We start from the raw sequence: 23111 nt of genomic DNA on the forward strand, positions 1-23111 counted from the left end.
CCCCGCCCGGCCGCCGAGCCCCGGTCGCTGAGCCCCGGTCGCTGAGCCCCGGTCGCCGAGCCCAGGTCGCCGAGTACGCCGTCCCCTCTGCCGCAGCCGCCGAGTCGGCCCGCCCGCACCGGCGCTCACAGGGGCAGGGTGATCCATATGCTCTTGCCGTTCCCGTCGGTGTCCGGGTCGATGACGGCGGTGCCGCCCAGGCCGAGCGTCAGTTCCATGACGGTGGCCAGCCCTCCGGTGCCGCCGCCGGCGAGCGCGCCGTACAGCGGGGGCTGGTACGGGTGGCGGTCGTGGACGGCGAGGGCCAGCCGGTCCCGGTCCGCCGCGTAGATCACGGTCAGCTGCGGTGACAGGAGTGCGGCGTGCCGGACGCTGTTGGCCACCAGTTCGCCGAGGATCAGCAGGGCCGGGTCCACGGCGGGGTGCCGCAGCCCGATCCCCCATTCGGTCAGGGCCTGCTCGGCGGTCTCCCGGGCCAGGCGCACGGCGGCCGGCATGGTCGGGAGGGTGAGCACGTGCCGGTGCGGCAGCGCGTCCAGTGGCGTGGTCATCCCCGTACCGTCCGTCCCTGGCCCATGTCCGCGGGCAGGATCCCGGCCGTCTCCAGGTGGTGACGGGCCGCTCGGATCGCCTCCGGGGTGGAGGCGTACTCCCGGCCGTCGTGCCGCAGCGGCTCCAGCGCGCCGACGGAGTCCAGGACCCGGCGCTGACCGGGCCGTATCCCGGAGGCCAGGACGAGGATGCCGCGCCGCGTCAGCCTCTCCACCGCGTCCTTCAGCACGAGGGCACCCGTGGCGTCCATCGTGGACACGCGGGACATGCGCAGGATGACGACCCGTACGTCGGCCACCTCGGTCAGCTCCAGCAGGAAGCGGTGCGCGGCGGCGAAGAACAGTGGCCCGTCGATGCGGTACGCGACGATGTGCTCGGCGAGCAGGGCGTGTTCCTCGGCGCTGTGGTCGCCCCGGTCGAGCGGCACCCGGTCCAGACGGGCCTGCTTGGCGACGGCGCGCAGGGCGAGCGCTCCCGCCACCGCCAGACCGATGATCACCGCGTACACGAGGTCCAGGGCGAGGGTCGCGACCGCGGTGAGGACGAGGATCAACGCGTCCGAGCGGGTCGCGCGGGCCATCGCCCGGAGCGAGCCGACCTCGACCATGCGGATCGCGGTCGCCAGCAGCACCCCGGCCAGCGCCGCGAGCGGGATCCTCGCCACCAGGGGTGCCGCCGCGAAGACGATCACGGCGAGGATCGCGGCATGGGTCAGGGCCGCCAGCCGGGAACCGGCGCCCGTGCGGACGTTGACTGCGGTCCGCGCTATCGCTCCGGTCGCGGGCACCCCGCCGAACAGCGGGGCCGCGAGATTGGCCAGCCCCTGGCCGAACAGTTCACGGTCGGGGTCGTGCCGCCGCCCCACCGTCATGCCGTCCGCCACCGAGGCCGACAGCAGGGACTCCAGGGCCGCGAGCGCCGCCACGGCCACGGCCGGGGCGAGCAGGGAGCCGAGCGAGCCCGGGTCGAGGAAGCCGAGCGAGGGCGCGGGCAGTCCGGACGGAAGGTCACCGATGGGCGCGGCGTCGAGGTCCGCGACCTGGGCGACGACCGTGGCCGCGACGACGGCGACGAGGGAGAACGGGACGGTCGGCCACAGACGGGCGCCCACCAGCATGATCACGGCGACGGACACCGCGAGGCCGACCGCAGTCCAGTTCGGGTGCCCCGCGAACTCCGCGACGGCTCGCCACGCCACCACCAGCACCCGGTCGCCGTCGGGCGCGGCCACACCGAGCGCCTGGGGCACCTGCTGGAGCCCGATGACGCAGGCGATGCCGAGGGTGAAGCCCTCCACCACGGGCGCCGGTACGTACCGCATGCAGGTTCCGGCCCGCAGCGCGGCCAGAGCCATGAGCATCACGCCGGCCATCAGCCCGACGGTGAGCACGCCCGTCGTCCCGTACTGGCCGACGATCGGCACCAGCACCACGGTCATCGCCCCGGTCGGCCCGGACACCTGGAGGTCGGAACCGCCGAACAGGGCGGCGAGCGCACCGGCCACCACGGCGGTCGCCAGTCCCGCCTCGGCCCCGAGACCCGAGGAGACACCGAAGCCGAGCGCGAGCGGCAGGGCCACGATCGCCACGGTGAGCCCCGCGAGCAGATCCCGTCTGGGGGAGCGCCCCATGGCCGCCAGGTCGGCGCGCGAGGGCAGCAGCGCGGTGAGCCGGGCCGCGGCCTGGTACAGCGGAACGGACACGACCCCTCGGCTTCCCTGCGGCGCCCCGTCTCGGAGCGGACCCCATGCGCCGCGCCCGGCGGACCACGGGCACGGCAACACAGCATCTAGTGAATTGCTAAATTTTGCAATTCCGCAGGTGGGAGTGGGGGAGGGAGATGGAGGCGGCGACTGCGGGTTGTCAGCTCGTCTTGTGGCCCCACCACGGGCCGACCAGGGTCCATTCCCTGCCCCACTGCTCGACACGGCGCCGGTCGAGCCACCACCGTCCGGCACGGCCGACGCCGTACGTCAGGCCGCTCAGGGCGAGCGCCGCGGCCGTACCGAGCGCGCCGGCCTCGATCGCCGCTTCGTTCGGGGTGGGCGGCTCACTGGCCAGGGCGCCCTTCCCGTCGATCCAGACCGTGACCCGGGTGTCGGCCTTCCGGCCGCCCTCCACCATCGTCCTTCCGGTGCGCGGGGTGCCGTCCGGGGCGGTCCAGCGGACCTCCGCCGAGGAGCGGTCGCCCGCGCTGTACGGACCCGAACTCGGCGCGGGGACGTCGGCGAGGAGTACGGCCGGGACCGAACGCCGCTCGGCGCGCTGGTGGGCGAAGACCTCCTGCGCCGCCTGCGCGGTCAGGAAGCCGACGAGGGTGCCTCCGATCACCATGACCGCCCAGACGGCGAGCACGACCCACGCCTCCAGTACGTCCTCGTGGCGCCGCAGCGGATTGCCCCGCCATCGCCACAGGAGCTTCTTCCCTCGCCTGCTGCCGGCCATCGGTCCGCACCTCCTCCTCGTCGTCCCTGTGGAAGGTGCCAGTCGGAACACCACCGTCACATGGGCCGTTCAGGTGCCGTCGTCTGGGCCGATCGGGGCCGACTCGCCACCCGGCGAGGGTCGTTCGGCCCTGGCCGAGGCGGGCGGAGCGCGGGCGGAGCACTTCGGGTCGGGTGCGGTTGACGACCGTCGCACGGCGGCGCCCTGCGATGGGTCGGCGGCACGGGAGGCCGGGGCGCAGGACGGGAAGGGCTCCACCCGCTTCTCGCGGATCCTGATCGCGCGGTGCGCGACCTCGCGGGTCGCTTCTCCGCGTCTCTCCTACGGGGCCCTTCCCATCGGTTTCAGGACAACACGAGGAGGGCGAACGCGCCAGGGCCGAACGCCCCCGACGTGTCACCTCCGCACGGGAGCCGTCACCCGTGCCACGAGAGCGCGGACGTCGTCACCGTCCTGACCATCGCCCGCGTCCCGCAGGAGCGGTCCTCCGCCGGACGTCGCCGGGGACGGCTCCGGGGCGGGCACCGCGACCACGGGAACCGTCGCCTGGAGCAGGCACTCCCGGCCGACCGCCCCGATCGGTGGCAGCCCGAACGCGCCATGGGCCCGGCGTCCCAGAACGAGCAGGCGCGCGCCGCGGGCATGTCGCAGAAGCACCCGAACGGGTGGCCCGTGCGTCAGGACGGCGTGGACGTCACCGTCGATCCCCGGGCCGAGGGCCTCTCGCAGCGTGTCGGCGAGCAATCCCGCGGCTCTCACCCGCTGTTCGGTGACCGTCGGGCGGGCCGACGGGGGAGCGTACGGGGCGAGCGTGGGCCCGGCCGGCTCCCAGGCGTGCACGGCGACGACCTCCGCGTGGACCGAGTGGGCCTCCCGGACCGCCCAGCGCAGCGCGGACACGGACGCCTCGGAGCCGTCGACGCCGACGACGATGACGTTCTCGCCGGGGACTTCCTCGGCGGTGACTTCCGGCATGGCGGCCTCCCTCGACGGCCTCTGGAACCACCATGCGGTGCCGCAGGAGGACAGGGCTTGGGCCGAGGGGCTCGCCCCGTCAGCCGAACGGCCCCCGGCTCACCCTCGGGCGGCTCCGGCTCCGGCTCCGGCACCGGCACCGGCACCGGCGGCAGCGCCGGCACTGGTTCCGGCGACGGACTCGGCCCAGGCGGCGTGGGTGAGTAGTCGGTGGGCCAGATCGCGTGCCTCCTCGGCCGTCAGCGCGGCCCAGACGCCGGGTTCGTCACCCTGGTCCGGCCCCACACGCAAGGTCACCCGGGTGATGGGCCGGGCGGCCATCAGCGTCAGGCATTTCACCGTGATCCTGCGCCCGCAGGAGGTCACCAACGGGGGCTCGTCACCCGGTGAATGCCGCTCCTGCCCTGGAGCCGTCATGGGTCTCACACCTTTCTCCGCGCCGCGATGGGGGCCCCTTCCGCGCGGGCTTCACCGTGAAGGTCGCGACACCGGCGGGGTATCAGGAACAGCGCCGCGCGGAGGTGTCTTGTTCCCGCGCGGGCCCGTCAGTTCGGCCGCTGTCATGCCTCTCGTGCGGACTGCCGTCGGCGCGAGCGGTCGCACGGTCGCGGTTCAGTCGTGCGGGACGATCGCCACGGGGCAGGGCGCATGGTGCAGTGCCGCGTGGGCGACCGGGCCCAGTCTCCATGGGCCGGGCCGGTGGCGGTGGCGCCCCACGACGAGGAGGCGGCCGGCGACCGCGGCCGTCAGCAGCGTCTGGGAGGGATGGCCCGTGGTGACCTGCTCCTCGACGGGTGTGTCGGGGAACGTCTCCCGCCAGGGCTTCAGCCCGGCGGTCAGCCGTACGCGTTCCTCCGCCTCGAAGGGGCCGACCGGCTCGGTGACGAGCTTCCCGTGCGGGTGGGCCGCGAGCGAGGCCAGCAGGGGCAGGACCCGTACGACACGGACGGGGGTTCCGCGCGACGCGGCCTCGGCGAAGGCGAAGTCGAGCAGCGCGTCGGCGCCCGGACCGGGCTCCTGGACGCCCACGACGACCGCGTCCTGGCTCGCCACCGCGGGCCCGCCCCGGCTGTCGTCGGCGGACGGATCGCCGGCCCGCACGGTGACGGCCGGACACCGGGACTGGCCCAGCACGTGCAGGCTGATGGAGCCCAGCAGGAAGCTTGCCAGGGAGCCGTGGCCGCGGGAACCGACGACGAGCAGGGCCGCGTCGGCGCTCCGGTCCACCAGCTCATCGGCGGCGGGGGCCGACACCAGCTCCGTCGACAGGTCCAGGTCCCCGTAGCGGTGCAGCACCTCCGCCTCGGCCCGGCCCAGCGCGTCCCGGCCGTACTGACGCTTGCTGCGGGCCTCTTGCGGAAGGGTCGGCACATCAAGCGGCTGGGTGGTCCACGAGTGGATCAGCACGATCGGCAGGCGCCGGGCGGCGGCCTCGCGAACGGCCCACCAGACGGTGGTCATACCGGCGGGGGTGCCGTTGAAACCCACGGTGACAGAGCCGGTCATGGCCCACCTCCGCCGTCGGCGTGCCGGCCGTCGCATCCTCACGCGTCCGCCCACACTTCCGTCCCCTCCATTCTCTCCCCGCCAGGGCGCGGGGGTCAGGGGCCGGACGGCACGCGCCCCGGGCCCTCAGGCCCTGCGCGGGCCACGAATCCGTCAGGACGCGAACAGCAGGTCCGCGTCCAGCACCTGCCGGGCGGGACGGCGCGGGGACGGCGGGCCTTCCGGGCCGTAGCCCAACCGGATCACCATCTGCGCGTGGGCGCGGAGGGCGTCCGCCGGGGGTACGACCCGCGCTCGCAGATCCGGCCACTCCAGCGCCTGGTGCACGAGCGACGCCCGCAGCCCGTGGTGGGTGGCCACCAGCAGGACGCGCTGGAGGCGCCGCGGAGCCGGTGGGCCTGGGTGGTGGACCCTGCCCCGCAGTGGTGGCGCCGCGCCGGACGCAGTAGGGGCCGTACGGCATCCGACGGGAGCCCTTCGGCACCCTCCGCCGTGGCACGCCGGGCGTTTTCCTGAAAGAGGGGGACCGAGACCCGGAAGGGGTGCGCCGCAATGGTCACGACGGCATCGGCATCGAGACGGCGAACGGCAGCGACGCCGCGAGCGGCAGTGACGCTGCGGTCGGCATCGGCATCGGCATCGGCATCGAGGTCGAGATCGACCTCGCTCGTTCGGAAGCGGTACGCCGTCCTGCTGGCCGGCTCCGCCGTGGCGGCCTTCGTCCTGCGGGCCGTGCGCGACGCGCTGGCACTCCGCGCGCTGCGCCGCCGTACGGACCGCCGCGCGAGCCGTCGGCTGCCGACGACGCCGGTGGTGCCGGTGACGCCGGGGGCTCCGGCGAGTCCGGTCCCGCCGACAGGTCTGTCGACGACCGTGCCCTCGCCCTCGCCGACGGGCTCGCCGACGGACGTGGACGCCCGTCGCCCCGGCCCGGCTCTTGTGTCCCGCTGAGCCGTTCGGCCCGTGTCGAGGGGGGTGTTGGGGCCTAAGGGCCCAGGGGAAGGACTTGCGGCCCCCTGCGCACCGCCGTCTCCCTCCCCGATGCTCGGCTCAGGCCCACCGCGGCCGGGACACAGGAGGTGCGCACCATGGTTCGGCACGTGATCGCGGGAGTCGATGGATCGACCGAGAGTCTCGCCGCCGCCCACTGGGCGGCCAGGGAAGCCCTGCGCAGGGGCATGGAGCTGCGGCTCGTGCACGCCTGGGAGTGGCATCCGCGTCCGCCGGCCTCCGTCCCCCTCGGTACCGGTCAGCGCGCGTGGGCCGAACAGATCCTGGACGAGGTGGTCCGCAGCGTCAGGGCCGCGCACCCCGGCCTCGGCATCGAGGACCGGCTCGTGCGGGAAGCCCCGGTCGCCGCCCTGCTCGGCGCCACCGACGAGGCCGAACTGCTGGTCCTCGGGTCCCGTGGACTGAGCGGTCTCGCCGGGTTCGTCGTCGGCTCGGTCTCCCAGCGGGTCGTGGCGCGGACGACGCGCCCCGTGGTGCTCGTCCGGTCCGGGGAGAGCGCCGCCGGTGAACACCTCCCGGCCCCGGACGGGGTGTCGCCGGACGAGATACCCGAACTCCCGTACAGGGACGTGGTCCTCGGGCTCGACGTCTCCCACCCCTGCGACGAGTTGATCGAGTTCGCCTTCGCCGCCGCCCGGCGCTACGGCACCCGGCTCCGCGTGGTCCACGCCTACCGGCTCCCGACGGCGTACGCCGTCGACTACACCCACGACCCGGATCCCGGAACCGAACTGCTCGCGGAACGGGAACGCGCCGTGGTCGCGGCACTCCGCCCGTGGTGCGAGAAGTTCCCCGAGGTCACCGTGGCCGAGACGGTCGTCGAGGGACGGGCCGCGGGCGCGCTCGTCGACGCGTCGGCCGATGCCGCGCTGGTCGTCGTCGGACGCCGGATCCGGGACGCCCGGCCCGGCCCGCACACAGGGCCCGTCACCCACGGGGTCCTGCACCACGTCGGCTGCCCGGTGGCCGTCGTACCGCACACCTGAGCCCAGCACACCTGGGCCAGCACGCCTGGGCCCAGCCGCCTGGTCCCCGTGTACCTGGGCCACCGCGCACTGAGCGGCCGCCCGAGAGCCGTCCGGAACCCCCCGACAGGAGGAACAACCATGAGGAACCGTCACGTCACAGTCGGTGTGGACGGCACGATCACCGCCGTCCGCGCCCTCGACCGCGCCGCGGATGAGGCAGCCCTGCGCGGCGTCGGGCTGGAGATCGTCCACACCGTGCCGGACCTCGACGAGGCCGGCCCCGTGCTCGCGTCCGCCGCCGCCCGCGTGCGCGCCCGTCGGCCCGGCACGGCCGTCACCACCGTCCCGGTCCAGGGGCACTCGGCCGGCGTCCTCGCCGAACGGGGACGGCACGCGGACCTCACCGTCGTCGGCTGCCGGGACCTCGGCGGGATCCTCGGCGCGGTGGTCGGCTCGGTGAGCGCGCGCCTGGCCGCGCACGCGCCGGGACCGCTGCTCGTCGTGCGCGGCGACTCACCGATGAACAGCCACGACGAGATCATCCTCGGACTCGACGACGCCACCGACGCGGGCACGGCGGCCTACGCCTTCCAGGAGGCCGAACTGCGCCGCGCACGCCTGCGGATCCCCCCGTTCACCACGCATCACCCCGTGCTCTCCGTGGCGTCCCACAGGGCCAACGGACGGTCGACCGGGGGCTCCGCGCTCGACGCGGCGCTGGCGGACCTCGGTGAGCGGCACCCGACCGTACGTGTGGACGCCCCCGAGCCGGGCTCAGCTCCGGTACGGGCCTTGGTGGACGCCACCCGCACCGCCGACCTCGTCGTGGTCGCGGCCGGCCACGCGACGCACGGTCCCGGCCGCCATCTCGGCCCCGTGGCCCGCGAACTGCTGCACCGCTCCCACTGCCCGGTCCTGATCGTCCCCGCCGGGAACGAAACGGCGTAGAGAAGGGCGCAGGGAAGAGGCAGAACGGGGGAGAGCGGCGAGAACTAGCGGAGCGGGGAGAGCGGGAGGGGGAAGCAGCAAGGGCCGGGTCGCTGTCCCAGCCCGACGGATCCGGCGTCACAGCCCGGCCCCTCGTCCCCGCTCCTGGTCAGTTCGCCAGCTGGGCGCGGCGGGTCATCCCCTGGTCCGACGGTGCCTCGGCGGTGTCGTCGATCCGGTGATCCAGTTCGGCGGAGACATCGACGACGCCGTCCACACCCCGGCACAGCCGAAGCATCACGGGGACCGTGGACGCGCGCTCGACGGTGCCCCGCAGCGCGACCCGCCCTCCGACCACCCGCACGGTGATCGTGTCGGGCGCGAGGCCCAGGGTCCGTACCAGGACCTCCCCGGCGATCTCCTCCCGGATCGCGCTGTCGCCGCGCAGGAAGACGCGCAGCAGATCGGCGCGGCTGATCAGCCCCACGAGTCGTCCCGCCTCGTCGACCACGGGCAGTCGTTTGACGTGGTGTCGCTCCATGACCTGGGCGGCCTCCACCACCGTCCACTGGGGTCGCGCGGTCACGGCGGGGCTGTTCATCAGCCCCTCGGCGGTGGACGCCTCGGCCTTCGCGCCGGCGGCGTCCATCGGACGCGGCACCGGCAGCAGCCCGGCCGGGTCGAGTTGCGCGGCCTCCTTGCGCAGGAGGTCGGCCTCGGAGACGACGCCGAGGGGACGGTCGTCGTCGTCCACGACGGGTACGGCCGTGATGTCGTACTCGGCGAGCAGTTTCGCGATCTCCTTGAAGCCGGTGTCCCGCCGCACCCGCACGACGTCTGTGGTCATGAGGTCACTCACCATCCGGTGCCGCATGCCTCTCGCCTCCTGACGACGTTCACGCTGCGTTGCTCTGCTGTGCTCTGCGCTGCTCAACTCCTTCTACTCCCACTCTTCGCCGCCGCCGGGCCCGCCCCAAGGGCCGTTCGGCCCCCGGACCTGGACCGACCAGCCCGTATGCCCCGCGGGCGGGCGCGTGTCCCGCCGCAGCTCCGCGGCGCCCTGGCCCGCAGCCGACAGGGGACCGTTCGACCCCGTCGCGGGACGACGTGGGGACCGTTCGACCCTATCGGCGCGGGGGGCCGGTCCGACGATCATGTGGCGGCGCCGGGAAGCGCCGCGTCTCCCACTCGTACGCGCGGGCGCTTCCCGGCCCTTGAGCACATGAGCAGATGGGGAGGACGCCGTCCGATGGACGAGGCGCAGCTGGACCAGATGAAGCACACGGCGGGGGCGCGGTCGGGTCCCCCGGTCCGTGAGGACGCCGGGGCGGCCGTCCCGGCGGCGGGGCGGTCGACGTGGGTCGACTGGCTGACGACCACCGATCACAAGAAGATCGGGACGATGTACCTGGTCACCGCGTTCGCGTTCTTCGTCGTCGGCGGTGTGATGGCCCTGATGATGCGGGCCGAACTCGCCCGCCCCGGCCTGCAGATCATGTCGAGTGAGCAGTTCAACCAGGCGTTCACCATGCACGGCTCGATCATGCTGCTGATGTTCGCCATGCCGCTGTTCACCGGCTTCGCCAACTGGATCATGCCGCTGCAGATAGGTGCCCCGGACGTCGCCTTCCCGCGGCTGAACATGCTCGCCTACTGGCTGTTCCTGTTCGGCTCGTCGATCGCCGCATTCGGCTTCCTGACGCCGGGCGGCGCCGCCGACTTCGGCTGGTTCCTGTACGCCCCGCTGTCCGACGCCGTCCACTCGCCGGGACTCGGCGCCGACATGTGGATCATGGGCGTGGCGCTCTCCGGTTTCGGCTCGATCCTCGGCGCGGTCAACTTCATCACCACGATCATCTGCATGCGCGCCCCCGGCATGACCATGTTCCGGATGCCGATCTTCACCTGGAACGTGCTGCTGACCGCCCTGCTGATCCTGCTGGTGTTCCCGGTGCTGGCGGCGGCGCTGTTCGCGCTGGAGAGCGACCGAAAGTTCGGCAGCCATGTCTTCGACGCGGCCAACGGCGGAGCACTGCTCTGGCAGCACCTGTTCTGGTTCTTCGGGCACCCGGAGGTGTACATCCTCGCGCTGCCGTTCTTCGGCATCGTCTCCGAGGTCATCCCCGTCTTCTCCCGCAAGCCGATGTTCGGCTACATGGGCCTGATCGGCGCCACCATCGCCATCGCCGGCCTGAGCGTGACGGTGTGGGCGCACCACATGTACGTGACGGGCGGGGTGCTGCTGCCGTTCTTCTCCTTCATGACGTTCCTGATCGCGGTGCCGACCGGCGTGAAGTTCTTCAACTGGATCGGCACCATGTGGAAGGGCAGCCTCTCCTTCGAGACGCCGATGCTGTGGACCACCGGCTTCCTCATCACGTTCGTCTTCGGCGGCCTGACGGGGGTGATCCTCGCGTCACCGCCGATGGACTTCCACCTGTCCGACTCGTACTTCGTGGTGGCCCACTTCCACTACACGGTGTTCGGTACGGTCGTGTACGCGATGTTCGCCGGATTCCACTTCTGGTGGCCGAAGTTCACCGGCAGGATGCTCGACGAACGCCTCGGCGGGATCACCTTCTGGACGCTCACCGTCGGCTTCCACCTCACCTTCCTCGTCCAGCACTGGCTCGGCGCCGAGGGCATGCCCCGCCGGTACGCCGACTACCTCGCCGCGGACGGCTTCACCGCCCTCAACTCCCTGTCCACGATCGGCTCGTTCCTGCTGGGCCTGTCGATCCTGCCGTTCCTCTACAACGTCTGGAAGACCGCGAAGTACGGCAGGAAGGTCGACGTCGACGACCCCTGGGGGTACGGCCGTTCCCTGGAGTGGGCGACCTCGTGCCCGCCGCCGCGCCACAACTTCACCTCGTTGCCACGGATCCGCTCCGAGTCGCCGGCGTTCGACCTGCACCACCCGGAGATCGCCGCGATCGAGAGGACGGCCTGAACCGTGACACACCCCGTCCCGGCCCTGGGAGCCGCACTGGTGACCGCCTCCGGCTGCGTGTGGTGGTTGCCTGCCCTCGCGACGCTGAGAGCGGGTGCCGACCGTCTGGATTCCGTGCGCGGTACGGCGGCGGCCTGCCTGGGCGGCTGGACGACGGTCGCGGGAGTCGCCGTACTGCTTCTTGTGGCCGACCCGTGGTGGGCGCCCGGAGTGCTGGCCGCGGCGGGCGCCGCCACCACGGCCGGCCTGGTGATCCGCGCGGCCGGACGGCGGCGGAGCGAGGCACGGGAGGTCCTGGCGACCCAGGCGGCCCACCCGCACCACCTCGGCCGGGCCGACACGCGCCCATGGCTACCGCCCCGGGCACGGATGTACCGCGCCCGGAACCGTTTCGTCACCGTCCTCGGAGTCGGCCTCGGCGCGGCGGTGGCCTCCGCGCTCCTGCCGGTGGCCGTCGGCGCCGGACATGGCGCGGCCGGGGCGGCCGTCGCGGTGCCCGTCCTGCTGACGGCGCTGTTCCTCGCCGTGGCGGCCGGCAGGGCCCGCGTGGCCCGCCGCATCCCGGGGAGCCGTCCGGGGAGGTGACGGCGCTCCCCGTCACCGCCGGTGCATGGTCTCCAGCGCGGCGACCAGCACATGCGGGTCGTGGTGTCCCTTGTAGACGGCGGGCGGCTGCCGGTCGAGGGCCAGGAGCCCGGCCACGGCGGTCCACGCCGTCCGTACGGAGTACTCGACCGTGAAGGTCGCGTCGGCCGGGACCTCGGCGAACTGCCCGATGAACGCGAGGTTGACCGACCCCTTGGGCACCACGTCCGGCCGGTCGTCGCGCCGGCGGGCCAGGAACTGGCTGGTGGCGTACGGCATCAGGCAGGGCACGACCGTCGAGGTCGCCAGCACGCGGGCCGCCACCGCCTCGTCGAGGCGCAGATGGTGCAGGACCTCTTCGAGGATCTCCCGCCCGGAGCACATCGTCATCGGCTTCGGCGTCCGGTTGCCGGCCCGGCCGGGGTGCAGGGCGTACCCCCACCACACGCCGACGCCCCCGGGCTGGTCGGGGTGGACCGGCCTGCCGTCCGCGACGATCGTGAGCAGCCAGTCGGAGCCGGTGAACGTCATCGGCCCGCCGTGCCCGGCCCCGTGCCCGCCGAACTTCGCCAGCGCGTCCAGGAACACGCCGGGGTCCTCCGTGGTCACGGTGAACGACTCCACGCGGGACTCCTGGACGCGCTTGTCGAACGCGTCCGGATTGCCGAAGTCGTCGCGCCCGCGGGCCAGCCGGTGCCAGAGCAGCCAGGCGTCCGAGCGGGGGCGCGGCGGGCGCGGCGGTGAGGTGTGCGAGCCGACGCTGAAGGAGTCGGCCATGGAGCCGTTGGACACCAGGACCAGATCGTCGGGCGCCACGGCGATCTTCTCGTCCCGTCCCCGGCGGGACAGGGAGAGGGCCGCGACCGTGATGTCCCGGTGCCCCGGCCCGAACTCGAGGTCGACGACCCGGCACCCCGTGTGGACGGTCACCCCGCGGTCGAGCAGCCAGGCCGTCAGGGGCCGCACCACGGAGTCGTACGCGTTGTAGCGGGGGCGGTGCGCACCCGACAGGGTCGCGAACTCCGGGAGCAGGTGGAGGAAGCGCTTGAGGTGGCGGCGGAACTCGATGGCGCTGTGCCAGGGTTGCAGGGCGAACGTGCTGCACCACAGGAACCAGAAGTTGGTGGTGAAGAAGTGCTCGCCGAAGCATTCGCTGATCCGCCGGCCGTCCAGGTGCGCCTCGGGTGTCGCGAGGCAGCGGGCCAGGTCGAAGCGGTCGCGCTCGGAGAGACCCGTGGAACGGGTGTCGACGATCCTTCCGTCCCCGTCGACGAGACGCGCGAGGCCGTCCCAGGCGAACCGCTCGTGCTCGGCGAGGATCTCCCGCGTCACCGACACGGAGGGGTCGTCGAGGGAGGGGATGCCGGAGAGCAGGTCGTAGGTGCACCGGTACTCGGCCTCGAACATCAGCCCACCGCGCAGGGAGTAGCCGGTGTCCGCCGTGCCGTCGGCGTCCAGACCACCGCCGATCCGCCGCCGCTCCTCGAACAGGTGGATGTCCGATCCGTCGAGACCGCCGTCGCGGATCAGGAACGCCGCCGCGGCGAGCGCCGCGATGCCGCCGCCCACCAGATATGCCTTCGCCATCACACAACTCCTCGCGCTCGCCCGCCCGTCGGGAACGGAGCACCCCCAGCTTCCCCGGTGCCGAAGCCGGCCGTCATGGGGCCATAGGTCACTCGTCGGGCGCCCGGCGGCACGCGGGACGAATGGCCGCGCACGAGACGTCCGACCGCCGACAGGGCCTGGAAGGCGGGACGTTCGGCCTGTGTCCAGGCCCGTGGGGCCTCTCCGGTGGGCGTCGACGTCGCGGGACATTGAAGACGCAACGACAGGTCGCACCCTCCGCGCGTCGCACCCTCGAAAGGGATGAGCATCATGGCCGTGCACCACCACCCCCAGCGTCACTCCCCGTTCCGCTTCCCGTCCCTGCGCCGCACCGGGACGGCACCCGCCTCCGCCGACGAGACGACCGCCGTGGCGACGACGGCCGTCCCGTACGTGTTCGCCGGGCTCCGCATCCTGACCGGGTTCGTCTTCCTCTGGGCGTTCTTCGACAAGATGTTCGGCTTCGGCTACGCCACCCCGTCCGGCAAGGGCTGGATCGACGGCGGTTCACCGACCGAGGGCTTCCTCAGCCACGTAGCCGTCGGCCCGATGGAGTCCACGTTCCACGACTGGGCCGGTGCCGCCTGGGCGGACTCGCTGTTCATGCTCGGGCTGCTCGGCATCGGGCTCGCCCTGATCACGGGCGTCGGCCTGCGGGTCGCCGCGGTCGCCGGCACCCTGATGATGGCCCTGATGTGGGTCGCGGAATGGCCACCGGCGAAGCACCTGTCCGACGGCTCGGCGAGCATGTCGACCAACCCCTTCGCCGACTACCACCTCGTCTACGCCGTCGTCCTCGTGGCCCTGGCCGCCGCGGGAGCCGGCGTCACCTGGGGCCTGGGCAAGGCGTGGGCACGCCTGCCCTTCGTCAGCCGCCACCGCTGGCTCCTCTGAAGGCCGACGGCTGACGGACGAGGGGGTGAGGGCTCGTCGCGCCGGGGGCGCCTCCGTGCCCTGCTGCAACCCGCGTGCACCGCAGGGATCCTCCGCCGTTGCAAGGAACTCGGCCTGCACACGGCGCTCGACACGTCCGGCTTCCTCGGCGCCCGCGCCCGCGACGACCTGCTCGCCGACACCGACCTCGTCCTGCTGGACATCAAGTCCTTCGGCATCCGCACCTACCGGACGCTGACGGGCGGGGACCTCTCGCCGACCCTCGGCTTCGCCACCCGCCTGGACCGGCTCGGCGTCCCCGTGTGGATCCGTTACGTCCTCGTCCCCGGCTGGACCGACGACCCGGCGGCCGTCGCCGGGCTGGGTGCCTTCCTCGCCGGGCTCGGCAATGTCGACCGGGTGGACGTCCTGCCGTTCCACAAGCTCGGCACCCACAAGTACGAGGCGCTCGGCCTTCCCTTCCCGCTCCGCGACACACCCACCCCGGACCCGGCGCTGACCGAGCGGGTCCGCGAACAGTTCCGGGAACACGGCCCGCGGGCCCTGTGACCCGGACGGAGCGCCGGCCGAGCGGAGACTCGGCCGGCGCTCCGTCGTCATGCCCGGATCCGGGAGAGCACCGCGCCCCCCGCACCCCCGCACCGGCGAGGATCACCGTGCGGGGCGGGTTCCCAGGGGCCGCGGATCGACGGCGGCGATGTCGTCGACCCGGAACGTCAGCTCGCTCACCACGCCGACCACTCCGTCCACCCGCCAGGTCAGCCGGACGGCGACCGGGACGTCACCGCGCCGCTCCAGCCGACCCCTCAGCTTCACCACGCCGTCCCGCACCGACACGGTAAAGGCCCCCGGCGGCATGCCCAGCGCACGGGCCAGGACCTCGTCGGTCACGTCCCGGCGGATCTCCTCGTCCGTGCGCAGGAACACCCGCAGCAGATCCCGCCGGGTGGCGATGCCGATCAGCCGGTCCTCCTCGTCCACCACGGGCAACCGGTCGACCCGGTGCCGCTTCATGACACGCGCGGCGTCCGCGACACGCTGCTCCGGGTGCACCGTGACGGCGGGCGACGACATCAGGTCCCCGGCGGTCACGGCCGAGGCCAGGGCAGCGGCTCGTCGGCCGGAGCGGTGCAGCGCCGGCCCGAGGAACCGCCGGGTCCGGCCCCGACCGGCCCCCAGCGCCGCCTGACGGCGGATCAGATCGGTCTCGGAGACCACTCCCACGACCTTGTCGTCGTGGTCCACCACCGGCAGACCGCTGATGCGGTACCGGTGCAGCAGACGGGCCACCTCCTTGAACGACGTGTCCCGGCGCGCCTCGACGACCTCACGGGTCATCACCTCACCGACGATGCGGGTCATGACGCCCACTCCTTTTCTCACCGGGTGTCGCCTCTCACCGGGTGTCGCCTCTCACCGGGTGTCGCCGCCCTCCGTCCCCGGCAGGGCGGCCCGCCCGGCCTCCAGGCGGGCGACCGGCACGCGGAAGGGGGAGCAGGAGACGTAGTCGAGGCCGGCGGCGTGGAAGAAGTGCACGGACTCCGGGTCGCCGCCGTGCTCGCCGCAGACGCCGATCTTCAGGTCCGGGCGCACCGCGCGGCCCTCCGCCACGGCGATCTCGACCAGCCGGCCCACGCCCTCACGGTCGATCGTCTCGAACGGGGACACCGTGAAGATGCCCTTGTCGAGGTAGGCGGAGAAGAACGCCGCCTCGACGTCGTCACGGGAGAAGCCCCAGGTCGTCTGGGTCAGATCGTTGGTGCCGAAGGAGAAGAACCGCGCCTCCTCGGCGATCCTGCCCGCGGTGAGCGCGGCCCTCGGCAGCTCGATCATCGTGCCGACCGGGCACGAGAGGGCGACGCCCGACCGGTCGGCGACCTCCGCCAGGACCTGCTCCACCTCCTCACGGACGATCCGCAGCTCCTCGACGGTGTCGACGAGCGGCACCATGATCTCCGCCTGCGGGTCGCCGCCAGCCCGCTTCCGTTCCACGACCGCCTCGGCGATCGCCCGCACCTGCATCGCGACCAGCCCCGGCGCGACCAGACCCAGGCGTACGCCGCGCAGGCCCAGCATGGGGTTCTCCTCATGCATACGGTTCACCGCGTCCAGCAGCTCCGCGTCGTGCGCGCTGGGCGGGCTGCCCTGCGCCTCGGCGGCCGCCAGACGGACGGCCAGCTCCGTGCGGTCGGGCAGGAACTCGTGGAGGGGCGGGTCGAGTAGCCGGATGGTCACGGGCAGCCCGTCCATGGCCTCCAGGATGCCGACGAAGTCCTGCCGTTGCAGTGGCAGCAGCGCGTCCAGCGCCTGCTCGCGCGCGGCGTCGGTCCCGGCGAGGATCATCGCCTCGACCAACTGTCTGCGGTCGCCGAGGAACATGTGCTCGGTACGGCACAGCCCGATGCCCTCGGCACCGAACCGCCGGGCCCGCGCGGCGTCCTCGGGCGTGTCGGCGTTCGCCCGGACCCCCAGCCGCCGTACGCCGTCCGCCTGCCGCATGGCCCGCGCCACGGCGGCCACCAGCCCCGTCGACTCCTCGTCCCGCCCACCGGTCTCGAAGTACCGCATCACCGCGGAGTCGACCAGCGGAGCCGCCCCCGGATACACGGCGCCCTCGGACCCGTCGACGGAGATGACCGTGCCCTCCTCGACGGTGGTGCCGTCCACGGTGAAGCGGCGCCCGCGCGGATCCACCTCGATCTCCTCCGTGCCGCAGACACAGACCTTGCCCATGCCGCGCGCGACCACGGCCGCGTGGCTGGTCTTGCCGCCGCGGCTGGTCAGCACGGCCTGGGCGGCGACCATGCCCGGCAGGTCGTCGGGGGTCGTCTCCTGCCGTACGAGGACGACCTTCTCCCCGGCGGCGGCCCGCCGTACCGCCTCCGCGGAGTCGAACACGGCCGCGCCCACGGCGGCGCCGGGCGAGGCCGGGATGCCGTGCGCGAGGGCCTCACCGACGGCCGAGGTGTCGAAGCGGGGGAACATCAGCCGTGCCAGCCCGCTCCCGCCGACCCGCGTCAGCGCCTCGTCCTCGCTGATCAGCCCCTCCTCGACCAGCTGGCCCGCGATGGCGAACGCCGCCTCCGCCGTCCGTTTGCCGACCCGGGTCTGGAGCATCCACAGGGTGCCGCGCTCGATGGTGAACTCGATGTCGCACAGATCCCGGTAGTGGGTCTCCAGGGTGCGCATGAGGTCCCGCAGCCGGGAGAACGACTCCGGGTCGATACGGCCCAGCTCGTCGAGCGGGACGGTGTTGCGGATGCCGGCGACGACGTCCTCGCCCTGCGCGTTGGGCAGATAGTCGCCGTACAGGCCGGGCCGGCCGGTGGCCGGGTCGCGGGTGAAGGCGACACCGCTGCCGGAGTCGGCGCCGAGGTTGCCGAACACCATCGTCTGCACGGTGACGGCCGTGCCCAGGTCGTCGGGGATGTGCTCGCGGCGGCGGTAGATCCGGGCGCGCTCGCCGTTCCAGGACTCGAAGACCGCGAGGACCGCCCGGCGCAGCTGCTCGGCGGGCGACTGCGGGAAGTACTCACCCGTCCGGTCGCGGATCAGCTCCTTGTACGCCTCGACCAGCTCGCCCAGGTCGGCCGCGTCCAGCCCCAGGTCGTCGGCGGCTCCCCGCCGCTGCTTCAGACGGGCCATGACGTCCTCGAACAGCGCGCCGTCGACCCCCATGACCGTACTGCCGAACATCTGCAGAAGACGGCGGTAGGAGTCCCAGGCGAAGCGTTCGTTCCCGGACACTTTGGCCAGGCCCAGCACGGACTCGTCGTTCAGTCCGACGTCGAGGATGGTCTCCATCATGCCGGGCATGGAGATACGGGCCCCGGAGCGGACGGACAGCAGCAGCGGATCGGTGGGCTCGCCCAGTCGGCGTCCCGCCGCCTCTTCCAGGGCGGTCAGGTGCTCGGAGATCTCGCGGTCCAGACCGTCCGGTGCTGAGCCGGTGGTCAGGAAGGCCCGGCAGGCCTCGGTGGTGACGGTGAAGCCGGGCGGCACCGGCAGGCCCATCCGGGTCATCTCCGCCAGGTTGGCGCCCTTGCCGCCGAGGAGACCGGCCATCTCCCGGCCGCCCTCGGCGAACTCGTACACGTAACGGCCCATGGCGTCGCGCTCCTTTGTCCGGCTTCCGGGGGAGGTGTGCGGCGGTGCGGCGGAGTCACATCTCGAAGACGATGCGCGCCTTGACCCGACCGTCGATTACCTCGGCGATCGACTCGTTGACCGTCTCCAGCGGGCGGGTCTCGTAGATCACCTTCGTGCGTCCGGCGGCGTGGAGCCGGAACACCTCGTCCAGGTCCTGGCGGGTACCCACGATCGAACCGATCACGGACGTGCCGTTGAGGACGGTGTCGAAGATCGGCACCCGGATGGTGCCTCCGGCGGGCAGGGCGACCATGACGAGCTTGCCGCCACGCCTGAGGCCGCCGTACACCGAGGCGAAGGCGCCCTCGTCGACGGCCAGCGCGATCGCCGCGTGGGCGCCGCCGTGCCGCCTGAGCACCTCCGCCGGGTCCTCCTTGCGGGCGTCGATCAGGATGTCGGCGCCCAGCTCACGGGCGAGGTCGAGCTTGTCGTCGGTGACGTCGATCGCGGCGACGGTCGCTCCGGCGATCTTCGCGTACTGCACGGCGAGGTGACCGAGACCGCCGATCCCGGAGACCGCCACCAGCTGGGTGGGACGCACCTCGGCGACCTTCAGGGCCTTGTACGTGGTGACACCGGCGCAGGTCAGCGGGGCGGCGTCGCGCGGGTCGACGCCGTCGGGCACGGGGGCCGCGAAGTCCGCCCAGGCGAGCATCTTCTCCGCGTAGCCGCCGTCCACGCCGTAGCCGGTGTTCCGCTGCCGCTCGCACAGCGTCTCCCAGCCGGACAGACAGTGCTCGCACCGCCCGCAGGCCCAGCCCAGCCAGGGCACGGCCACCCGCTGCCCGACCTCCAGGTGGGTCACCCCGTCGCCGAGCGCCTCGACGAGCCCGACGCCCTCGTGGCCGGGGACGAACGGGAGGGTGGGCCTGACCGGCCAGTCGCCGTGCGCGGCGTGGATGTCGGTGTGGCACAGCCCGGACGCCTCCACCCGGATACGGACCTGACCGGGGCCGGGCCGCGGATCGGGCCGCTCCTCGATCACCAAGGGCCTGCCGAACGACGTGACCACTGCTGCCTTCATGGAATGCTCCCGGAACTGTGTCGACGCGATGCCGTTCCAGGCTCGGCCGCGCCCGGACGCGGCGGCAGGTGCTGGACGTCCTCGCGGGTGGGGCCGACCGGCCCCCGTGGACCCGGTAGGGCCTTCAGGCCCTGGCCCTTCGGCCCGGGATCGCGGAGGATCTGCGATACCCCAGCGCCACCGCCCGGCTGATGGCGCGGCTGCGTCAGGGCCAGGAGCCGGACCCCGAGCCGGACGTCCTGCCGGGCCTGACCACGCGGGACCAGCTCTCGATGTCGGTGAGCCGCAGCTCCTCGATCGTGCCCGCGTCGGCGGGGCGGGACAGCGCGTGCAGTACGTCGGTCCAGTACGCGGACGCGGTCTGCCGACCGGCGTCGTAGGGCGGGCGATGGGTCCAGTAGGCCGTGGTGAAGGCGTCGTGGGAGGTGCCGCAGCGGGCGGCCATCTTCTCCAGCGCGCCCGGGCGTTGGTGGCGGGCGATGACCCCGAAGAGGTCGAACAGCACGATGCGGCGGCGGTCGGTGGACATGAGGGTCGGTTCCCTTGGGGTGTCGGGGCGTTCGGGTCAGTGCCGGTGGGGCAGGGCGCGGGCGAGCGAGTCCAGGGCGGCCAGACGGTCGGGGCCCGCCGGGGCGAGCACGACGCTGGTCGCGCCCGCTGCGTGGCGGGCGTCGATCGCCGCGCGGGCCCGGGCGGGAGTGCCCGCGATGCTCAACGCGCGGACCCAGTTGGCGGGCATCGTCCGGGCGAAGTGCCGGGCGTCGGGGCTGGCGGCGCGGTGTGCGCGCAGTTCCCCGGCGAAGGGCAGGGGGTCGATGTGCGCGGCCCACTGCGGCTCACCCACCGATTCCAGGGCCGCGCGGACACGGGCCAGGGCGGCTTCCTCGTCGTCGTCCACGGCCGCGGCGTCGTACACGACGATCTCCGGGGCGCTCGCGGAGGCGGCGGGGCCCAGGTGGCGCAGGGAAGCGGTGATGTAGCCGGGTGCGGCGGGCTCGGCGAGGAGGAGCCCGTCGGCGACCTCGCCCGCGACGGCCTGCGACTTGGGGCCGCGCACCCCCAGGATCACCGGGGGCACGATGTCCGGGATCTCGGTGAGCACCACGCCCTCGCAGCGGACGTACCGGCCGTTCTCGGGACCTGGCTCGCCCGCGATGAGCAGGCGCAGCGCTCTCGCGTACTCCTTGATCAGCGTCAGGGGGCTCTCCGGCCAGGACCCGGCCTGGCGCATCCAGCCGGGCATGCCGTGCCCGATGCCCGCGATGAGCCGGCCGGGGTGGAGCTGGGCGAGGGTGGCCAGTTCCATCGCGGCGAAGCACACGTTGCGGGCGCCGGCGGGCATGATCCCGATCCCGACGGTGAGGTTCGTGGTGGAGGCCAGGACCGTGGCCGCCTGGGCGACACCGCCGCGCCAGCCGAGGTCCTCCACCACCCAGACCTCGTCGAACCCCAGCTCCTCGGCGCGCCGGACATAGGGCAGCACCTCGCCGGCGGGGAGGTCGAGCGGCAGCATGACACCGACACGGCCGCGGTCGGGGGCGGCGGGGGACTCCGGCACTGCGGGGGACTCGGACATCGGGGCTCCTTCGGTCGGCCAGAGTTCGGCCGGTGGCTTCCTCCCGGCCCTGGCGACCGGGGGAGAGGGGCTTGTGCGGCACGGTTGTCAGGGACCGTGCCGCACAAGCGGTCATGGGCTGTCGGCTGTCGGCTGTCGGCTGTCGGCTGCCGTCTCGGGCTCGCGGGTGCGGTCGGCCGACCCCTCGCCGCGCCGGACGCGGACGGGGTCGGTGCCCAACACGCGGGCCTCCACGGCGGTGGTCACGCACAGCAAGGTCAACAGGACGAAGGCGTGGTCGAGGGCGACGAGGTGGGTCAGCCGGCCGATCACGGAGAGGCCGGCCAGCATGCCGACGTAGCCGAGTCCGGCGACGCGGGAGACGTTGGCCCCGGCGGCGGAAGGGTCGGCGAGCAGTCGGGGTGCGGGGCGCTCCAGTCGCTGGCGGCGCCCTCGCGCAGAGCCACGCGGGCGGTTCGCAGGGAACGTTCCATGCCGACCAGCGTAACGAACATAACTAGTGTTCGGAACGTGCGATAACGAACGGGTGTGTTGTTCATTTCGTGCGGTGGTGTTCAATCGCGGCATGAGCAACGCAGACCGGCACGGGCTGATCGCGAAGGTCATCAGGGACTCCGGAGCGGCCACGGTCCAGGAGCTGGCCGAGCTGACCGGCGCCTCGGAGATGACCATCCGCCGCGACCTCGACGTCCTCGCCGCGCAGGGGCTCCTCCAACGCGTCCGCGGCGGGGCGCGCACCCTGCTGCTCCGAGGCGAGGAGCCCCCCTTCGCGCTGCGTGCCCGCGAGGCGGTCGACGCCAAACGCCGGATCGCCGCCGAGATCTCCGCACTCGTCGCCGACGGCGAGACCGTCCTGCTGGACAGCGGCACCACCTGCCTGGAGGTCGCCCGGCTCCTGCGCGAGCGGCCCGTCACCGTGATGCCCCTGTCCCTGCAGGCCATCCGACTGCTCGCCGAGACGCCCGGCCCGGCCACCCTGGTCGTGCCCGGTGGCCAGCCCCGCGCCGCCGAGGGGGCCCTCACCGGCCCCCTCACCCTCGCCTCCCTGGCCGCCCTGCGCTTCGACACCGCCGTCGTCGGCTGCTGCGGGCTGACCGCGGCCGACGGCCTGACCGCCTACGACCTCGACGACGCCGCGGTGAAGAAGGCGGCCATCGCCTCCTCCCGCCGCGTCATCGCCGCCGCCGACGGCACCAAGCTCGGCCACACCGCCTACGCCCACGTGGGCCCCGCCGCCCTCGTGCACACCCTGGTCACGGACACCACCGCGGCCGCCGACGAGGTCACCGCACTCGAAGCGGGGGGAACCGTCGTCCGGACCGTCTGACCTCGCGCCCCCGGCGTCAGTCCGCCGACGCACGACCGCGACGCCGCGGGCCCCTGGGCACAGGTGCCGGCTCAGCGCGCGGCCCGCCCCGTCGGGCCCTCCCCGCCAGGCTCGGGGCACAGCTCCGCGTACACCGGTGCGCACTCGAAGGGGTACTCCACGCAGCTCCGGCCCGCGAAGCACCGGTTCGCGTCCGGCGCATCCGGGGGCCGTACGTCTCGTGGTCCATCAGCTCCGGGTAGCCGTCGAGTTCGCCCTCGCGGGGAAGCAGCCCCGCCGTGTCGGCCAGGTACACGTCGAAGCCCGGATACATCAGCCCCAGGAACGGCATGTCGTCGAGATCGAGGGCGAACACCGGGTACTCGCCCTCGTCGTCCGGTTCGGTGACGGCCAGGATCCGTCGTGAGTCCGACCCACCGGGCAGCGGGAAGCACTCCGCGAAACGTCCGGACAGCCAGCCGAACAACTCGCCCCAGAAGTCGCCCATCTCGTCCGCCACCAGCCGGTCGAGCGGCCGCGGCGCGGACGCGCCGTCCGGGGTGAACCACCCTGGCGCGCCAACAGGCTGGTGTCGTACGGGGGCTCGGCGCATCGGGGGAAGCGTCATCGCGACCG

The 23111-nt window shown here is 73.3% G+C and carries 22 protein-coding genes and 2 pseudogenes; 8 read left to right on the top strand and 16 right to left on the bottom strand.

Going from position 1 to position 23111, the window contains the following annotated elements:
- Nucleotides 1-125 precede the first annotated feature (125 nt).
- The 7 genes from ACZ4Z3_RS25360 to ACZ4Z3_RS25390 all read right to left on the bottom strand — a co-directional run bounded on the left by ACZ4Z3_RS25360 (nucleotide 126) and on the right by ACZ4Z3_RS25390 (nucleotide 5837).
- A complete protein-coding gene (locus ACZ4Z3_RS25360; RefSeq protein WP_468503152.1) occupies nucleotides 126-551 on the bottom strand; it encodes an ATP-binding protein in 426 nt (141 codons plus the stop codon).
- Nucleotides 548-2182 (bottom strand): SulP family inorganic anion transporter, encoded by a 1635-nt coding sequence (locus ACZ4Z3_RS25365; protein WP_468503482.1) that lies wholly within the window; start codon nucleotides 2180-2182, stop codon nucleotides 548-550. Before ACZ4Z3_RS25365 ends, ACZ4Z3_RS25360 begins: the two co-directional genes overlap by 4 nt.
- A gap of 232 nt (nucleotides 2183-2414) precedes the next feature.
- Entirely contained in the window at nucleotides 2415-2996 is a 582-nt protein-coding gene (locus tag ACZ4Z3_RS25370) for an Rv1733c family protein (RefSeq protein WP_468503153.1), read from the bottom strand.
- A 396-nt stretch (nucleotides 2997-3392) separates the two neighbouring features.
- Complete coding sequence (locus tag ACZ4Z3_RS25375; protein WP_468503154.1) at nucleotides 3393-3971, bottom strand: universal stress protein; 579 nt, start codon at nucleotides 3969-3971, stop codon at nucleotides 3393-3395.
- Between the two features lie 99 nt (nucleotides 3972-4070).
- A complete protein-coding gene (locus ACZ4Z3_RS25380; protein ID WP_468503155.1) occupies nucleotides 4071-4388 on the bottom strand; it encodes a hypothetical protein in 318 nt (105 codons plus the stop codon).
- Between the two features lie 195 nt (nucleotides 4389-4583).
- On the bottom strand, nucleotides 4584-5477 hold the full coding sequence (locus tag ACZ4Z3_RS25385; protein WP_468503156.1) for a universal stress protein: 894 nt from the start codon (nucleotides 5475-5477) through the stop codon (nucleotides 4584-4586).
- Nucleotides 5478-5630: 153 nt separating this feature from the next.
- Nucleotides 5631-5837, bottom strand: coding sequence for a hypothetical protein (locus ACZ4Z3_RS25390; protein ID WP_468503157.1), 207 nt, complete (start codon nucleotides 5835-5837; stop codon nucleotides 5631-5633).
- Nucleotides 5838-6185: 348 nt separating this feature from the next.
- Here ACZ4Z3_RS25390 and ACZ4Z3_RS25395 point away from each other — a divergent pair, with 348 nt between their 5' ends.
- The 3 genes from ACZ4Z3_RS25395 to ACZ4Z3_RS25405 all read left to right on the top strand — a co-directional run bounded on the left by ACZ4Z3_RS25395 (nucleotide 6186) and on the right by ACZ4Z3_RS25405 (nucleotide 8404).
- The gene (locus tag ACZ4Z3_RS25395) at nucleotides 6186-6428 is read left to right on the top strand and encodes a hypothetical protein (protein WP_468503158.1); all 243 of its coding nucleotides are present in this window, start codon (nucleotides 6186-6188) and stop codon (nucleotides 6426-6428) included.
- Nucleotides 6429-6565: 137 nt separating this feature from the next.
- Nucleotides 6566-7474 carry a universal stress protein gene (locus ACZ4Z3_RS25400; protein ID WP_468503159.1) on the top strand — a complete coding sequence of 303 codons (909 nt, stop codon included), beginning with the start codon at nucleotides 6566-6568 and terminating at the stop codon, nucleotides 7472-7474.
- A gap of 120 nt (nucleotides 7475-7594) precedes the next feature.
- Entirely contained in the window at nucleotides 7595-8404 is an 810-nt protein-coding gene (locus ACZ4Z3_RS25405) for a universal stress protein (protein ID WP_468503160.1), read from the top strand.
- Between the two features lie 148 nt (nucleotides 8405-8552).
- On the opposite strand, the gene ACZ4Z3_RS25410 is transcribed toward ACZ4Z3_RS25405, so the two are convergent.
- A complete protein-coding gene (locus ACZ4Z3_RS25410) occupies nucleotides 8553-9257 on the bottom strand; it encodes a CBS domain-containing protein (protein ID WP_468503161.1) in 705 nt (234 codons plus the stop codon).
- Nucleotides 9258-9632: 375 nt separating this feature from the next.
- On the opposite strand from ACZ4Z3_RS25410, the gene ctaD reads away from it, so the two are divergent.
- Together ctaD and ACZ4Z3_RS25420 are read left to right on the top strand one after the other, a co-directional pair.
- Nucleotides 9633-11333, top strand: a complete 1701-nt coding sequence (ctaD, locus tag ACZ4Z3_RS25415; RefSeq protein WP_468503162.1) for an aa3-type cytochrome oxidase subunit I — start codon at nucleotides 9633-9635, stop codon at nucleotides 11331-11333.
- Nucleotides 11334-11336: 3 nt separating this feature from the next.
- The gene (locus tag ACZ4Z3_RS25420; protein WP_468503163.1) at nucleotides 11337-11918 is read left to right on the top strand and encodes a hypothetical protein; all 582 of its coding nucleotides are present in this window, start codon (nucleotides 11337-11339) and stop codon (nucleotides 11916-11918) included.
- Between the two features lie 12 nt (nucleotides 11919-11930).
- Here ACZ4Z3_RS25420 and ACZ4Z3_RS25425 read toward each other — a convergent pair whose 3' ends face one another.
- Entirely contained in the window at nucleotides 11931-13505 is a 1575-nt protein-coding gene (locus tag ACZ4Z3_RS25425; RefSeq protein ID WP_468503164.1) for an oleate hydratase, read from the bottom strand.
- 291 nt (nucleotides 13506-13796) lie between these two features.
- On the opposite strand from ACZ4Z3_RS25425, the gene ACZ4Z3_RS25430 reads away from it, so the two are divergent.
- The gene (locus tag ACZ4Z3_RS25430; RefSeq protein WP_468503483.1) at nucleotides 13797-14420 is read left to right on the top strand and encodes a hypothetical protein; all 624 of its coding nucleotides are present in this window, start codon (nucleotides 13797-13799) and stop codon (nucleotides 14418-14420) included.
- A gap of 60 nt (nucleotides 14421-14480) precedes the next feature.
- Nucleotides 14481-14969 (top strand): annotated as a pseudogene (locus ACZ4Z3_RS25435) (pyruvate formate-lyase-activating protein); the annotation flags it as partial.
- A 102-nt stretch (nucleotides 14970-15071) separates the two neighbouring features.
- Here ACZ4Z3_RS25435 and ACZ4Z3_RS25440 read toward each other — a convergent pair.
- The 6 genes and pseudogenes from ACZ4Z3_RS25440 to ACZ4Z3_RS25465 all read right to left on the bottom strand — a co-directional run.
- A complete protein-coding gene (locus ACZ4Z3_RS25440; protein WP_468503165.1) occupies nucleotides 15072-15782 on the bottom strand; it encodes a CBS domain-containing protein in 711 nt (236 codons plus the stop codon).
- 51 nt (nucleotides 15783-15833) lie between these two features.
- On the bottom strand, nucleotides 15834-18527 hold the full coding sequence (gene ppdK / locus ACZ4Z3_RS25445) for a pyruvate, phosphate dikinase (RefSeq protein WP_468503166.1): 2694 nt from the start codon (nucleotides 18525-18527) through the stop codon (nucleotides 15834-15836).
- A 55-nt stretch (nucleotides 18528-18582) separates the two neighbouring features.
- Nucleotides 18583-19593, bottom strand: a complete 1011-nt coding sequence (gene adhP / locus ACZ4Z3_RS25450) for an alcohol dehydrogenase AdhP (RefSeq protein ID WP_468503167.1) — start codon at nucleotides 19591-19593, stop codon at nucleotides 18583-18585.
- Nucleotides 19594-19798: 205 nt separating this feature from the next.
- A complete protein-coding gene (locus ACZ4Z3_RS25455; RefSeq protein ID WP_468503168.1) occupies nucleotides 19799-20122 on the bottom strand; it encodes an HAD family hydrolase in 324 nt (107 codons plus the stop codon).
- A gap of 36 nt (nucleotides 20123-20158) precedes the next feature.
- The gene (locus ACZ4Z3_RS25460; RefSeq protein WP_468503169.1) at nucleotides 20159-21169 is read right to left on the bottom strand and encodes an LLM class flavin-dependent oxidoreductase; all 1011 of its coding nucleotides are present in this window, start codon (nucleotides 21167-21169) and stop codon (nucleotides 20159-20161) included.
- 111 nt (nucleotides 21170-21280) lie between these two features.
- Nucleotides 21281-21559: pseudogene (locus tag ACZ4Z3_RS25465) on the bottom strand (hypothetical protein); the annotation flags it as partial.
- Nucleotides 21560-21734: 175 nt separating this feature from the next.
- Between ACZ4Z3_RS25465 and ACZ4Z3_RS25470 the strand changes: the two are divergent.
- Nucleotides 21735-22496 carry a DeoR/GlpR family DNA-binding transcription regulator gene (locus ACZ4Z3_RS25470; RefSeq protein ID WP_468503170.1) on the top strand — a complete coding sequence of 254 codons (762 nt, stop codon included), beginning with the start codon at nucleotides 21735-21737 and terminating at the stop codon, nucleotides 22494-22496.
- A gap of 16 nt (nucleotides 22497-22512) precedes the next feature.
- On the opposite strand, the gene ACZ4Z3_RS25475 is transcribed toward ACZ4Z3_RS25470, so the two are convergent.
- Nucleotides 22513-23088: a hypothetical protein gene (locus tag ACZ4Z3_RS25475; RefSeq protein WP_468503171.1), complete on the bottom strand. Its 576-nt coding sequence runs from the start codon at nucleotides 23086-23088 to the stop codon at nucleotides 22513-22515.
- Nucleotides 23089-23111 lie beyond the last annotated feature (23 nt).

The sequence above is a fragment of the Streptomyces sp. NPDC030296 genome (assembly GCF_055572815.1).